Below are 14,319 nucleotides of genomic sequence, written 5' to 3'. Positions count from 1 at the left end.
AGATAAAAACTCAAAAAATTAGCACTCTTTTATCAAGAGTGCTAAAAATCAGTCTGAAGACCTAAAAACTCACTGTTCATCTACTTGGTATTTCCTTTTAAGTCTAAAAAAACCATAGATTAGATAAGAAATCAGAAAAGCATATAAAAGAAAAATAATAAAGAAAGACATAGAAAGCTCCTCTTTAAATAGACTCATACAGACAACAAGACCACCTAAGAAAGTAGCTGTACAGGAACGAAGTCTAGATCGCATAACTTTCCATCTGAGCCCCTTACTCATATAGACTTGATCCTCTGAAAGTATATCAGAAGACGATTTACGAAGAATCGAACAAGAACCTGCTCCTATTAATTCCCAACCTCTATCTCTAAAATCTTGCAGTTCATGCTTATATTTTTTAAGAAATCTAGAATCATAGATACAGTATATGACATCGTCTGGTTGAGATTGATCAAAATAGAACAAACCAAAACGACTAGTTCTATACCTCCAACCTTTCAAATGCATCTCATGTAAATATTCTTCCTTCTTGTCCAAATCAAGAATAGTGAAGATTCGAAATTGCTTTTTATTTATCATGACTTCCCCTCCAATTTTGAGCATACCTACCCTATCATAAATCTGATAATTCCTTCTTTTTATGCCATAACTTCCAGCCAATAGAAGAAACCATTAACAAAAGGATCAAAGATAAGAAAATATCTAGCCCGACCGCAAGTAAACTCCATAGACCATACGCATTACTTCTATTGAGCAATTTAAATAAGAATGGTATATGTATGGCTATCAAAAGTAAAACAGGTACTAATCGCAGTCTTAAAATGCGATTCACCATAGCTAACTTCCCGGCCGCGTCATTATAGATTTCAAATTCTGCATTCGATTCAATTTCAGAATGTGCTTTTCTAAAATAAGAAAAACTATTAAAGTCTGTAATATGCTCCCAGCCACAGCCTTTAAATAGTTGTAAATAGGAGGCTCTCTCTGATTTTTTCATAGGATAAAAGTCCAACTGATAAGACACTTGCTCAGGCTGACACTTTTCAAAGGTATACTTAACTGCAAACAATAAGATAGAATAGCTTACTTTCCTAAGTTTCCAGCCTTTAGCATGCATTTCTCTAAAGTATAGAGCCTCCCTCTCATAATCCGCAATTGTAAAAATTCGATAAACAATTTTCTTTTCCATCATCCTTCCTCCCGACTGTTTCTATAGAGCCGTTCAATACGCTTCAATTCAATATCTAAGACTTTTCGTCCCAAGTCTGTTATCTGATAGATTTTCCGTTTTTCCTCTTCGCGGACAAAGAAAATCAAACCATCCTTTTCCATTTTTGACAAGGTTCCATACATAGTTCCAGGACTAATCGAAACTTGCGAATCCGTCATCTCCTTGACCTTTTGCGTAATACTATAACCATGACCTTCCTTTTGCAGACAGAACAAGATATAAAAGCCCGTTTCCGTCATCGGAAGATAAACTCGACGAATCTTATCCGTTAATTCCATTTATAACCACCTCCTATTCAATTCGATATATCGCACTTCGTTATAAAAAATATATCACACCTCGATATAAAACGCAAGAAAAAAGATCGCCCTCAGGCAATCTTTCTTCTATATTAGTAAAGATCTAAATAGTTATCAATTTCCCATTGTGAAACGAAGGTTGCATAACTTGCCCATTCGATTCGTTTAGCTTCAAGGAAACTAGTATAGATATGTTCTCCAAGAGCTGCTCTAACAACTTCATCTTCAGTCAGAGCTTTCAAAGCGTTGTGAAGAGTTGATGGAAGGTCTGTAATGCCAGCTTCCTTACGCTCTTCTGCTGTCATGATGTAGATATTTTCTTCGATAGGAGCTGGTGCTTCAATTTTGTTTTCAATACCATGCAAACCAACTTCCAAAAGAACCGCCATAGCGATGTATGGGTTTGCCATCGGATCCACTGAACGCAACTCAAGACGAGTTCCCATACCACGTGAAGCAGGCACGCGCACAAGTGGCGAACGGTTACGACCAGCCCAAGCAATGTAAACAGGCGCTTCATAACCTGGAACCAAACGTTTGTATGAGTTAACCGTTGGGTTCATGATGGCAGTATAGTTGTAGGCATGCTTGATCAAACCGCCAAGGAAATAGTAGGCCGTTTCTGACAACTGCATTCCTTTTGGATCATTTGGATCAAAGAAGGCATTGTTTCCTTCTGCATCAAACAAGGACATATTACAGTGCATACCTGATCCAGCAATACCAAATTTTGGTTTTGCCATAAAGGTTGCATAAAGACCATGTTTGCGAGCAATGGTTTTAACAACAAGTTTAAAGATTTGAATCTTATCACAAGCACGGAGAACTTCATCGTACTTAAAGTCAATCTCATGTTGTCCAACCGCAACCTCGTGGTGACTGGCTTCTACTTCAAATCCCATTTTGGTCAAGACATTCACAATCTCACGACGTGTATTGTCCGCAAGGTCAGTAGGCGCCAAATCAAAGTAGCCACCCTTATCATTTACTTCAAGTGTTGGGTCACCATTTTCATCCAGTTTAAATAGGAAGAATTCTGGCTCTGGCCCAAGGTTGAAGGATTTGAACCCCACTTCTTCCATGTGACGAAGAGCACGTTTGAGATTACCACGAGGGTCACCTGCAAATGGTTCACCTTCTGTTGTATAGACATCACAGATCAAACCTGCAACACTTCCGTTTTCATCTCCCCAAGGGAAGACTGTCCATGTATCCAAGTCAGGATGCAAGTACATATCTGATTCATTGATACGTACAAAACCTTCGATAGAAGATCCATCAAACATAGCCTTGTTTGACAAGACTTTATCTAACTGTTCATCTGTGGCAGGAATTTCGACGTTTTTCATGGTTCCCAAAATATCTGAGAACATGAGACGAATAAAGGTAACATTTTTTTCCTTGACTTCACGACGAATATCTGCAGCTGTGATTGGCATGAGTTTTCTCCTTAATGTATGACTACTTGCGGTTGCCTAACCGCGACCAAAAGGTGACCGTACTGAAGCAAAGCGACCCTGTTGGAGGAGTTCATTGTGAAGTGCACGACGCACTTCAGTCTGACTCACCGCTTTCTTGGATTTCGCTTCACGTTCAGCATATTTTTTCTTAATGGCAGCGATATTATAACCTTCAGAGATATAATCTTTGATTTCAAGCAGACGATCCATGTCATTCAAGGAATACATGCGACGATTCCCTTCATTTCGATCAGGCTTAATCAACTCTTGATCTTCATAATAACGAATCTGACGCGCCGATAGATCGGTCAACTTCATAACACTGCCGATAGGAAAAACAGCCATGTTTCGGCGAAATTCTTTTTCCTTCATTTACAATTTCCTTCTTTCTGTCTATTATAGTCTAAAAAAAGACAAACGTCAATTGATAATGTTATAAAATGTAACATTATTTTTCTTTTTTTTCTAAAAAGAGTCGAATACGGTCAATATCGTAATTTACGAGAATTGCGACAAAAACTCCCATGAAAGTTTCTGATACACGCGCAAATACGTACAAAATTGTTTCGCCACTCGGAATCGATAGGGTAATGATTAACATAGCCGCTACACCACCAATAACACCTGCTTTGTTATTCATGGCTACATTTGTCATAATGGTTAACATGGTGCAGATTGGAACAACTACCAAGGTCACCCAAAAGGCTTCGTGGAAAAAGGTATTTAATAAGAAGAAGACCAGGGCATAGAGGCCACCGATACTATTTCCTAGAATACGCGAAGTCCCAAAATGAACACTCTTATCAAAACTCTCTCTCAGGCTAAAAACGGCTGTCAAAGCACCGATTTGAAGACCTTTCCAGCCAAAAAAACCAAAAATCAAGAGAACTAGAAAAACAGCAATACCTGTTTTAAAGGTTCGCATACCAAGTTTGAACTGGGATTTATCGAATTTATATTTTTTAAAATAACTCATAATCTCAACTTTCTATTTCCATTTTATCATAAATTGGCTGATTTTATGAGGAATAGTTGATAGGAAGCGTTTTTATTTTGAGCAAAAGAAAAGAGGAACTTTCACTCCTCTCTCCTTTGATTTGTTTATAAAATCTTATTTTTCTGTCAAGGCTGCAAGTCCTGGAAGAACTTTATACTCAATGAAAATCAAAGAGCAAACTAGGAAACTAGCCGCAGGCTGTACTTGAGTACGGCAAGGCGACGTTGACGTGGTTTGAATTTGATTTTCGAAGAGTATTACCTTCAAGAAGTTCCATTGATGCCCCACCACCGCGTCACAAATACCTCCACTAGCACAAAAAGGTGACATAGCCACCTTTTTGTTAACGTTTCAGTTTTGTTCCTTTTTCTACAAAATCAGGATTTTGTAGAGACTAACGGACTGAAATTATTTTTCTGTAAGTGCAGCCAAGCCTGGCAATACTTTACCTTCGAGAAGTTCCATTGATGCACCTCCGCCCGTACTAATCCATGAGAACTTGTCTGCGCGACCAAGGTTGATCGCTGCGGCAGCTGAGTCACCACCACCGATGATTGATTTAACACCTGGTTGTTTCACGATAGCGTCCATCACACCGATTGTACCAGCTTGGAAGTCTGGGTTTTCAAATACACCCATAGGTCCGTTCCATACAACTGTTTTGGCACCAGTCAAAGCTTCGTCAAATTTAGCGATAGATTTTGGACCGATGTCAAGACCAAGGAAGCCTTCAGAAACTGCTTCACCTTCAGTGTCACGTACTTCAGTGTAACCAGCAAAGGCGTTTGCTTCTTTTGAGTCAACTGGCAAGATCAATTTACCGTTTGCTTTTTCAAGAAGAGCTTTCGCAACATCCAATTTGTCTTCTTCTACAAGTGAGTTACCGATTTCGATACCTTGTGCTTTGTAGAATGTGTAAGTCATACCACCACCGATAAGGACTTTATCAGCTTTTTCAAGCAAGTTTTCGATAACACCGATCTTGTCTGAAACTTTTGAACCACCAAGGATAGCCACGAATGGACGTTCTGGAGCTTCAACTGCTTCTTGGATGTAGGCAATTTCGTTTTCAAGAAGGAAACCAGCAACTGCTTTTTCAACGTTTGCTGAGATACCAACGTTAGATGCGTGTGCACGGTGAGCTGTACCGAATGCATCGTTTACGAAGATACCATCTCCAAGTGATGCCCAGTATTTACCAAGTTCAGGATCGTTTTTAGATTCTTTTTTGCCGTCAACATCTTCGTAACGAGTGTTTTCAACCAAGAGAACTTGTCCATCTTCAAGAGCGTTGATAGCTGCTTCCAATTCAGCACCACGAGTTACACCTGGGAAAACAACGTCTTGGCCCAATTTAGCAGCTAAGTCAGCAGCTACAGGAGCAAGTGATTTACCAGCTTTATCAGCTTCTTCTTTCACACGGCCAAGGTGAGAGAAGAGGATAGCACGTCCACCTTGTTCAAGGATGTACTTGATAGTTGGAAGAGCTGCAGTGATACGGTTGTCGTTGGTAATCACGCCATCTTTTACAGGTACGTTGAAGTCAACACGAACGAGAACTTTTTTCCCTTTCAATTCAACGTCTTTAACAGTCAATTTTGCCATTAGATATGACTCCTTCTTTTTTTATACGTGTTAATTATATCACAAAATCAGCAAAAGAGATAGAAAAACCCTAAACTTTTCCAGTTCTTTCTTGCAACAAAAACTAGCATCTCTGAAAATCAAAACTAGAAAAACCTTTCCAAATCACTAAGTAATACAAGAAAAACTAGTTAACCCATCTCATTCTTCCACTGATTTTTACTAGTTAAAACGAGGTTTGACTGCAGATTAGTCAAACCTTGTTTTTAGTTGTTATGAGGAAATGCAAGAATCCTAAATCGATTAGTTTTCTCTCTTCTTTCCAGCAAGTAGGCCATATCCACTCATCACTCCGAGGATTCCTAGTGCTACTAGACTAGCATTTCTTGTTACTCCAGTATTTGGAAGTTCTTTACCTACTTTTTCATTTGTCGGTGTTGCTAAAAGAGCTTGACCTGTTTTTTGAGAGTCTTGCTCTTCTTTCGTTCCAACTTCAACAATTTCTGGAAGAGCTTCCTTGAGAACTTCTATTGTACGAAGGGTACGATTGCCTTGGGCATCGACTTCTACAAAACGACGAATTTGTCTTTCTTCTCCAGCTTGCACAATACGACGTTGACCTTTGAGAAGTTCTGAATTTGGACGTTCTTGACGTTCAAAGGATACTGTAACTTCTTCAACTTCTAGTTTCGGAGTTTCTAAAACTAGGTCTTTTACTCCTTCTGCTGGTTGGTTGCTTGATAGAACTTTTGTTCCAACTTCGATGATTTCTTGGATTGCTTCCTTGACTACCTCAGTCGAACGATGAGTGCGTTTGCCTTGGATATCTACTTCTACAAAGTGACGAACTTGTCCTTCCACACCTGCTTGAACTAGCTGGCTTTGTCCTTTGAGAAGTTCTGAGTTTGGACGTTCTTGACGTTCAAAGGATACTGCAATTTCTTCAACTTCTAGTTTCGGAGTTTCCAGAACTAAATCTTTAACTCCTCCTGCTGGTTGATTGCTTGATAGAACTTTTGTACCTACTTCGGTAATCTCTGGAACAGATTCCTTGAGAATTTCTGTTGTACGAAGGATACGATTTCCTTGAGCATCTATTTCTACTAGACGACGAATCTGCCCTTCTTCTCCTTTTTGGACAAGTTGACGTTGACCTTTAAGAAGGTTCGCATTTGGTCGCTCTTGACGTTCATAGGCTGTTGTTTCAGTTTCAACAACTAGTTCAGGGAGGACCTCAACTGTTGGGGCTACTTCACTTAGATCCATGCTACCAACATGATGGCTCTCTTCTGCAGGAGCTAGTTTCTTATTCAGCTTTTCTTTCATGTCCGCAAAAGCTTGTGGAGTTGGCATCTCTGAAGCCAACAAAGTTTCTGCTTGTTCAATCAACTCAGATTTAGGATCTTTTTCACGGACGGATTCGAGCAAGCCTTCCAATTCTTCTCTAGCTGTCTGATAACGTTGATTTCCATCTAAGTCCGCTCCAGCTTGTTTCAATTCATTCAAGGCTTTGTTGACTTCTTCTTGACTGGCATCATGGTTTTCTGCAACAGCTTTCGCTGCATTGAGTTTCTCTACTAGTACAGCTTGTTTGTCCTCACTTGAGAAGGTATAAGTAAGGGTTGACTGACGGCCTTGGGCAGCAGTGATTTCTTGTTTAAGGTATTCATCATTAACTGCAGCCTTTGGAGAAACCAAGACATCAAACTCAGCTGTGTGCCCCTTGTAATGCAGGGTCAAGGTCTGGCGTCCAGTCTTCTGAGCATCGTAGCCCGTGATTTCAACACCTTCATCAGTAAAACTGTGAGTCTCTTCTGCCTCATCATCATAGAGAACACCAAAGCGACCTTCAGAGAGATCCAGTTTTTCTCCTACTAGGTAGTCTGTTTTTGGTTTCTTAGTAATATACAAGCCCGCTACTTCTTTTGTTTTTCCTTCATCCTGTCCTGTCACTTGGACTTTTAGATCACCTGACACTGGTAAACCAAGGTATTGAAGTGTTAGGTTTTGTCCCCCTTTTTGATGATCATCGTATCCAGATACCGTCACACCTGAGTGAGTAAGGTTAATCAGCTCGTCGGATCGTCCCCCTTCGTATTGAACACGGAGTGTTCCGCCTCTGAGGTCCAGTTTTTCTCCCTCTTTGTAAACCGTCTTTTTAGGTTCTTTTTCCAGGCTAACCGCAGCAATTTTTCTTTCATCCTGCGGAATCGCTACTGCCAAGGTGTTACTGATTTCTTTGCCAGGTAGTTGGGTACGATAGTAGAGGAGAGTTGGTTGCTTGTCAAAGGCCAATGGTGCTGTTGCCAGATCGCCACCAGTTTCAGTCTTCAAGGTTGTAATTGGTGTTTGTGAGTCTGTCTTGTCGTAAACGGTGATGGTCGCACCAGCTGGGACATCAGAGAAGCCGAGTTGAACTTGATGGTTTCCAAGTGAACGAGCTGCTACTTTAGCCATTGGAATATTTTTACTTTCTGTGTCCAAGGCTTCGTACATCTTCCAGTTGTAGATACGAATGGCCTTCCAAGGTGTTCCGTTATCAGATGTAATGACATGCAAACGCCAGTATTGGGCGGTAATTGGTTTGTCAAGAGTGATATCTGTAACGTGGGCTTTATTGCCACGAACTTCCTTAGCTAGTTTCCACTCGCCATCTGTATCCTTGTAGTAAATATCAAAATCCTTGGTGTTCATCAAACCATCGTTAACAGACTCCCCACCAGCTCCCGCATGATCCATCACCCATCTGACAACACGACGTGGTTGAGTCAAACGAATATCGACACTACCGCTCAATTGTCCTGAAGACCACTTGTCTGAAAGACTGGTAATGGTACCGTTCAACATACCTTCAATACCTTCTCCACCTTCGGTATTCGGGAAAGTGCTACCGATAACTGTTGCCCCTGGAACAATATTTTCAGCCAAAGGTCTTGGGAGAGTCGTATCCTGAACAGTCATGCCCCAGTTAAAGGATATCGTCGCAGCTTCTGAACGAAGGCCATTTTTACCAACTGCAACGACTTTCAATTCTTGCGTCGAACCAGTCGCATTAGCAGAACGGCTAACTCTTGGCAAGTAGATGGTTGAAGCAGATGAACCTGTCAACAAACGCCAGTTATCCCCATCTTTTTCGTAGACTTCATAGAAATCTGCATCTTGATTACCCGAAAATTGAATCACTGCTTCAGCTTCTTGGGCATTTTTAAGAGATTGTTTCACCACAGAAAGGCCTGTAGGCGCTTGTGGTGCTTGGTGATTGTCTGAAATTGTTAATTGACCTAGGTTAAACTGATAATCTTTTACAGCTCCTTCATGCTCGAAGAAGAGTTTGACTGCATAGATGGTTTTTCCAGCTAATGAACTAAGGTCAAATTCTTCATTCGTCCAGTCATCAGATAAAGTCAGTTCTTTCCATGCATCTGCATCATCGAATTTGTAGTCTGGAGTTGTAGAGAAGGCCATAAAAACTTTAGAACCTTTTCCTCCCTTGTGGGCAACACGAAGTTTGGTTTTCTCAGTTACTTCTAACTTAGTAGAATAAAGTCTCACATCCTGATCCGTCTTACCAGCTACATCACCAGAGAATTTAAGGGAATTTCCGCCATTGTAGGCATCTGTAAAATCATATTCTGCACGAAGTTTTTCCCCTGTTGAAGTTTGCCACCAGCGCCATGTTGGCAAGATACCTGAAACCGAACGGTAGTTCCACTCAGAATCCTTAGAAACCTTTCCATCTACAAACCACTTTCTACCATGGCCTGTATTAAAGGAGGTAGTGAAGGTCCGGCCTACTGCTGGTGTGCGGTCTGCAACTAAATTAGCAATCCCATACCACTCTTTGTCCGCTGGTTTTTGAGCTGTCGGATCTCCTTGGTAACCTGTGAAGAAGATATCTTCGTTTTTATGGTAATCTTCACCTGTTTTTCCTAGACTGGTAATTGTATCTGGTGCAAAGAGTCCAAGTGACAAACGTAACTTGCCTTTTTCATCTAAGAGGGCATCCCATTTAACTTTTGTCTTATAAGAACCACCTTGTTGCAATTCCAATCCTGCAAAGACATCGTATTGGCTACGTTCCAGCCATTTTGCCATTTCTACAGAGTGGTCATTCTTTTCCTTATTCCAGTTGAAATTGGCAAATAATTGATCCGCAGGGACCTTGTCACCTTCTTTTTGCATGAACTGGTAGTTGTAATCACCTAGACCATCTTCGTGGTAACGACCATATTTATAGGTCATGGCATCATACCAAGCATACTTGATTGGATGGTTGACTTTTGCCGCATATTCTTTTGTATAAAGCATGAATTGACGCATTTTTTCACCAAGTGGCGTTACTAAGTCACCCGTTGTTTCTTGGTTGATAAAATACCCATCAAAGCCATAGTACTTAGCAAGGTCGACAAGTTTTCGGGCAATAGGGAAGGTTCCATCCTCATCTTGTTTCAAAGCAGCAACAAATTTTTCTTGATCTGCAATACTATTAGACCAGTTGAAGAAGAGTGTACCATATACAGGAACCCCGTTACGGTGGCCTGCATCAATGACATCTGAGGTTGGGACTAGACCTTCCCAGAAGACCATTGAATCCAAGTATTGCCAGTAGTCAAAGGCGTAAGCCTTGAATTCTTCTCCACCAACAGAAGCGTGGTCTTTAGCCTTTGAGTTGGTATTTGCTAGCGCCTGAACCTTGGCTCTTCTACTTGCTTTTTCATTCACCAGCTGGCCTCTATGGCGCTTGGCTAGTTCAACTGAGGAACGATTGATGGAATCATCTTCACGCGCACCCGGTTCCCATTTCAACAAATCCTCCCAAGTATCAAATTTGATTTCTTTTGGTCGGAGACTCTTTTCTTCATTTTTAGGAACGTCTGCTAGAATTGGTTTATCTGCTTTCTTCTCAACTACTTGGGGCGCTTCCTCAGGCTTGACTCCTTCTTTGTCAGTTGGTTGAGCAGGTTTTTCAGCTTTATCCGTCGGAGCAGGCTTCGCTTCTTCTTTTTCATTAACCAAATCCGTTATTGCTGGAGTGTTTTCTGAAATTGGTTGCTCAGCTACTTTGTTCTCTGCTTCCGATAATTGTTTTTCGATAGCTGCAGTATCTGGATTAGTTGTCTCATTAGTACTTGTCGCTTGAGCGCTCGTATTTACTGCTGTGTCAGAGACTGAGAGCTGTTCGGCGAGGACTGGACTCGTAAACAAAGCTGAACCGATCATCAAGGAACAAGCCCCGATTGACAACTTACGAATGCTGTAACGGCAACGTTTTTCATAGAATAGATCTTTCATCTTTTCCTCCTATTAAAATAAAAATTAAAAGTAAGCGCTTTACTTTTTTGCAAAAAGTAACTGTTCTCATGACAACCATCAGAACAGGATCATCTTCATTTTATCCTATATGAAAGCGATGTCAATCTAATTAACATAAAAACTATAACTAGGATAATAATCAGTAAAATTTAGACATAATTCCATAAACCCACCCTTGGAAAGTAAATTTACTCACTATTTTTAAAGAAAGTTGCCTTTTCTTAGGAAAATTTCATCTAAACACTTGTTAGATTTACTTTTATCCTTTAAAATAGAATAGGAGAAATTCCGTTATTATTTTTCGGAGGAAAAAGAAATGTCCATTAATTGGCAGGAAATTTTATTTCATTTTTTAGGTGGTCTGGGACTATTCTTATATAGTATCAAGACCATGGGAGACGGTTTGCAACAAGCTGCTGGAGATCGCCTTCGTTTTTACATTGACAAGTACACTAGCAATCCCTTTTTAGGTGTTCTAGTCGGAATTGTCGTGACTGCCCTGATTCAGTCAAGTACAGGGGTTACAGTTATCACGGTTGGACTGGTCAGCGCTAGCCTTCTCACTCTTAGACAGGCTATCGGAATTATCATGGGGGCCAACATCGGAACTACCGTCACTTCCTTTATCATCGGTTTCAAGCTTGGTGAGTATGCTTTACCCTTGATTTTCCTTGGAACCATGTTCCTATTTTTTACAAAAAATAGAACAGCAAATAATATCGGGCGCATCCTGTTTGGTGTAGGGGGAATCTTCTACGCCCTCAATCTCATCAGTGCTGGTATGAGCCCTCTTAAAGATTTACCACAATTCAAGGAATATATGGTAACCTTGGGACAAAATCCTATTTTAGGAGTTTTTGCTGGTGCAGTGATTACCGTTCTCATCCAAGCTTCTTCTGCGACAATCGGGATTTTGCAAGGTCTCTATGCAGGTGGATTCCTTGACCTTAATGGTTCTCTACCAGTTCTCTTCGGAGATAATATCGGAACAACCTTAACCGTTATCATCGCGGCAGCTGGAGCCAATGTCTCTGCGAAACGCGTTGCTGCAACCCACGTTACCTTTAACGTTTTAGGAACTATTCTTTGCTTAATCTTCTTAGGCCCCTTCACTGCTATGATTGAGTACTTCCAAGCACTCCTTCATCTCTCACCTGAGATGACCATCGCCTTCTCTCACGGTGCCTTTAACGTAAGTAACACCATTGTACAATTTCCATTCATCGGAGCCTTGGCTTTCTTTGTAACCAAGCTCATCCCTGGTGAAGATGAAGTTGTCAAGTACGAGCCGCTTTATCTTGATGAGCATTTGATTAAACAAGCTCCATCAATCGCTCTCGGAAATGCCAAAAAAGAACTCCTACACTTAGGAAATTATGCTTCTAAAGCCTTTGACCTTTCATACAACTACATCATTGACCTCAATGAAAAAGTTGCTGAAAAAGGACACAAGACAGAAGAAGCCATCAATACCATTGATGAAAAATTGACTCGTTACCTGATTACTCTTTCAAGCGAGACCCTTAGCCAGAAAGAAAGTGAAGTTCTGACCAACATCCTGGATTCATCCCGTGATTTGGAACGGATTGGGGACCACGCAGAAGCTCTTCTCAACCTGACTGACTATCTTCAACGTAAAAATGTTGAGTTCTCTGAAGCTGCTTTGCAGGAATTGGCTGATATCTATCAAAAAACCACTGGCTTTATCAAGGATGCCCTTGATAGTGTAGAAAACAATGATATTGAAAAAGCTCAAAGTCTGATTGAACGCCATAAAGAAATCAACAATATGGAGCGTGTTCTCAGAAAGACCCACATCAAACGCCTTAATAAGGGCGAGTGTTCAACACAAGCTGGGGTCAACTTTATCGACATCATTTCCCACTACACTCGAGTGTCTGACCACGCTATGAACCTAGCTGAAAAAGTCATCGCTGAACAAATCTGATAACCAAAAAGCTATCCTAAATAGGATGGCTTTTTCTTTTCCTAACCAAGAATTACTTTTTTTAACTTATAGAAAAATGCTTTGATCCGCAATGGAATCAAAGCATTTTAAAGAGTTCGCCAAACATAATAGCAGAAACCGCGGTTCCTCTGTACTTGGCTTCTTCTCTTTTAATAAAGCGAGCCAAGTTTATCAATTCAGGTGCTGGATGTTTAGGATTTAGGAGCAATTCACGATTGACCAGGCCTGAGAGACGGACTGCCAGCAATTGCTCATTTGTAGTAGGCAGTTTTTTAGCAGTCTCTAGGAGAGCAGCAACTAAATCTTCACTCAAATCATGTCGAGCATGATTGTAAAGATCTTTTACAAGGCTTTCTAGGTTTGGTTCTACCATCCCTACCACCTCCTTAAGTTTAATAATTTTTAATCAAATCAACCGTTGAACGATCCAATTTTTTCACCAAGGCTTGTAAGAAAGCTTGCGCTTCTAGGAAGTCATCCATCGCATAGAGGGTTTGGTGAGAGTGGATATAACGAGCGCAGACACCGATTGTTGTAGATGGGACACCACCATTTTTCAGATGGGCTGCACCAGCGTCCGTTCCGCCTTTTCCACAGTAGTATTGGTACTTGATACCAGCTTCTTCAGCCGTTGTCAAAAGGAAATCCTTCATTCCTGGGAGAAGCAAGTGACCTGGGTCGTAGAAACGAATCAAGGTTCCATCCCCAATCTTGCCTTGGCCACCATAGACATCACCAGCTGGTGAGCAGTCAACTGCTAAGAAGACTTCTGGGTCAAATTTGGTTGTGGAAGTATGAGCTCCACGGAGACCAACTTCTTCTTGGACGTTAGAGCCAAGATAGAGTTTATTTCCCAGTTTTTGACCTGACAGAGCTTCCGCCAACTCGCTAACCATAAGAACACCGTAGCGGTTGTCCCAAGCTTTTGAGATAATATTTTTTTCATTGGCTGTCAAGATTGCAGAACTATCTGGTACGATGGTGTCGCCAGGACGGATACCAAAGCTTTCTGCCTCAGCCTTATCCACAAAACCACCATCAAAAATAATATCTGAAATAGCTGGCATGGTTGGTCCACCTGTTCCACGTGTCAAATGTGGAGGGACAGAGCCTGAGATTACAGGGATTTCACGACCATCACGTGTTAAGAGTTTAAAACGTTGGCTGCTGACAACCATAGGGTTCCAGCCACCAATTTCAACGACACGGAAAGTACCGTCTGGCTTGATCTCACTAACCATAAAACCAACTTCATCCATGTGAGAAGCGACCAGGACACGCGGTGCATCCGCAACTTCTGAATGTTTGATACCAAAAATACCACCCAAGCCATCTGTCACCACTTCATCCACGTGCGGTGTCAACTTTTCACGAAGATAAGCACGGACAGGTGCTTCATGACCTGAGATCGCAGCAAGTTCTGTTACTTCTTTGATTTTTGAAAATAATGTTGTCATTTCAGT

General features: G+C 41.1%; 12 protein-coding genes. 1 reads left to right on the top strand and 11 read right to left on the bottom strand.

The window, feature by feature from the left end:
• Positions 1 to 69: 69 nt before the first annotated feature.
• From FBF73_RS03135 to FBF73_RS03090, 9 genes are all read right to left on the bottom strand, one after another.
• Entirely contained in the window at positions 70 to 582 is a 513-nt protein-coding gene (locus tag FBF73_RS03135; RefSeq protein ID WP_136936939.1) for a DUF2812 domain-containing protein, read from the bottom strand.
• 34 nt (positions 583 to 616) lie between these two features.
• Entirely contained in the window at positions 617 to 1,192 is a 576-nt protein-coding gene (locus FBF73_RS03130) for a DUF2812 domain-containing protein (RefSeq protein ID WP_136936963.1), read from the bottom strand.
• On the bottom strand, positions 1,192 to 1,512 hold the full coding sequence (locus FBF73_RS03125; RefSeq protein WP_045612791.1) for a PadR family transcriptional regulator: 321 nt from the start codon (positions 1,510 to 1,512) through the stop codon (positions 1,192 to 1,194). Before FBF73_RS03125 ends, FBF73_RS03130 begins: the two co-directional genes overlap by 1 nt.
• A 113-nt stretch (positions 1,513 to 1,625) precedes the next feature.
• Entirely contained in the window at positions 1,626 to 2,972 is a 1,347-nt protein-coding gene (glnA, locus tag FBF73_RS03120) for a type I glutamate--ammonia ligase (RefSeq protein WP_125447809.1), read from the bottom strand.
• 36 nt (positions 2,973 to 3,008) lie between these two features.
• Positions 3,009 to 3,365 carry a transcriptional repressor GlnR gene (gene glnR, locus FBF73_RS03115; RefSeq protein ID WP_000659548.1) on the bottom strand — a complete coding sequence of 119 codons (357 nt, stop codon included), beginning with the start codon at positions 3,363 to 3,365 and terminating at the stop codon, positions 3,009 to 3,011.
• Positions 3,366 to 3,441: 76 nt separating this feature from the next.
• Entirely contained in the window at positions 3,442 to 3,969 is a 528-nt protein-coding gene (locus tag FBF73_RS03110; RefSeq protein ID WP_000119915.1) for an FUSC family protein, read from the bottom strand.
• 135 nt (positions 3,970 to 4,104) lie between these two features.
• A complete protein-coding gene (locus tag FBF73_RS09980; RefSeq protein WP_169435165.1) occupies positions 4,105 to 4,320 on the bottom strand; it encodes a hypothetical protein in 216 nt (71 codons plus the stop codon).
• A gap of 78 nt (positions 4,321 to 4,398) precedes the next feature.
• Positions 4,399 to 5,595, bottom strand: coding sequence for a phosphoglycerate kinase (locus FBF73_RS03100; RefSeq protein WP_136936938.1), 1,197 nt, complete (start codon positions 5,593 to 5,595; stop codon positions 4,399 to 4,401).
• A gap of 282 nt (positions 5,596 to 5,877) precedes the next feature.
• Positions 5,878 to 10,866, bottom strand: coding sequence for an endo-beta-N-acetylglucosaminidase (locus FBF73_RS03090; protein WP_136936937.1), 4,989 nt, complete (start codon positions 10,864 to 10,866; stop codon positions 5,878 to 5,880).
• Between the two features lie 337 nt (positions 10,867 to 11,203).
• Here FBF73_RS03090 and FBF73_RS03085 point away from each other — a divergent pair, with 337 nt between their 5' ends.
• The gene (locus FBF73_RS03085; protein WP_124788463.1) at positions 11,204 to 12,835 is read left to right on the top strand and encodes a Na/Pi cotransporter family protein; all 1,632 of its coding nucleotides are present in this window, start codon (positions 11,204 to 11,206) and stop codon (positions 12,833 to 12,835) included.
• A gap of 97 nt (positions 12,836 to 12,932) precedes the next feature.
• Here FBF73_RS03085 and FBF73_RS03080 read toward each other — a convergent pair whose 3' ends face one another.
• Positions 12,933 to 13,229: a bacteriocin immunity protein gene (locus FBF73_RS03080; RefSeq protein WP_124788464.1), complete on the bottom strand. Its 297-nt coding sequence runs from the start codon at positions 13,227 to 13,229 to the stop codon at positions 12,933 to 12,935.
• A 19-nt stretch (positions 13,230 to 13,248) separates the two neighbouring features.
• Positions 13,249 to 14,313 carry a glutamyl aminopeptidase gene (pepA, locus tag FBF73_RS03075; RefSeq protein WP_124788465.1) on the bottom strand — a complete coding sequence of 355 codons (1,065 nt, stop codon included), beginning with the start codon at positions 14,311 to 14,313 and terminating at the stop codon, positions 13,249 to 13,251.
• Positions 14,314 to 14,319: the final 6 nt, after the last annotated feature.

Origin of the sequence: Streptococcus mitis, assembly GCF_005144795.1 — a bacterium.
GTDB lineage: Bacteria > Bacillota > Bacilli > Lactobacillales > Streptococcaceae > Streptococcus > Streptococcus mitis_BB.
Note: the sequence above shows the minus strand (reverse complement) of the source record. Positions and strands in the feature narration are given on the sequence as shown.

Bases quoted from the DNA above. Each gene is read 5' to 3' on its own strand.
- FBF73_RS03110 (WP_000119915.1), bottom strand. From the start codon at position 3,969: ATGAGTTATTTTAAAAAATATAAATTCGATAAATCCCAGTTCAAACTT.
- FBF73_RS03100 (WP_136936938.1), bottom strand. From the start codon at position 5,595: ATGGCAAAATTGACTGTTAAAGACGTTGAATTGAAAGGGAAAAAAGTT.
- glnA (WP_125447809.1), bottom strand. From the start codon at position 2,972: ATGCCAATCACAGCTGCAGATATTCGTCGTGAAGTCAAGGAAAAAAAT.
- FBF73_RS03080 (WP_124788464.1), bottom strand. From the start codon at position 13,229: ATGGTAGAACCAAACCTAGAAAGCCTTGTAAAAGATCTTTACAATCAT.
- glnR (WP_000659548.1), bottom strand. From the start codon at position 3,365: ATGAAGGAAAAAGAATTTCGCCGAAACATGGCTGTTTTTCCTATCGGC.
- FBF73_RS03090 (WP_136936937.1), bottom strand. From the start codon at position 10,866: ATGAAAGATCTATTCTATGAAAAACGTTGCCGTTACAGCATTCGTAAG.
- FBF73_RS03135 (WP_136936939.1), bottom strand. From the start codon at position 582: ATGATAAATAAAAAGCAATTTCGAATCTTCACTATTCTTGATTTGGAC.
- FBF73_RS03085 (WP_124788463.1), top strand. From the start codon at position 11,204: ATGTCCATTAATTGGCAGGAAATTTTATTTCATTTTTTAGGTGGTCTG.
- FBF73_RS09980 (WP_169435165.1), bottom strand. From the start codon at position 4,320: ATGTCACCTTTTTGTGCTAGTGGAGGTATTTGTGACGCGGTGGTGGGG.
- FBF73_RS03125 (WP_045612791.1), bottom strand. From the start codon at position 1,512: ATGGAATTAACGGATAAGATTCGTCGAGTTTATCTTCCGATGACGGAA.
- pepA (WP_124788465.1), bottom strand. From the start codon at position 14,313: ATGACAACATTATTTTCAAAAATCAAAGAAGTAACAGAACTTGCTGCG.
- FBF73_RS03130 (WP_136936963.1), bottom strand. From the start codon at position 1,192: ATGGAAAAGAAAATTGTTTATCGAATTTTTACAATTGCGGATTATGAG.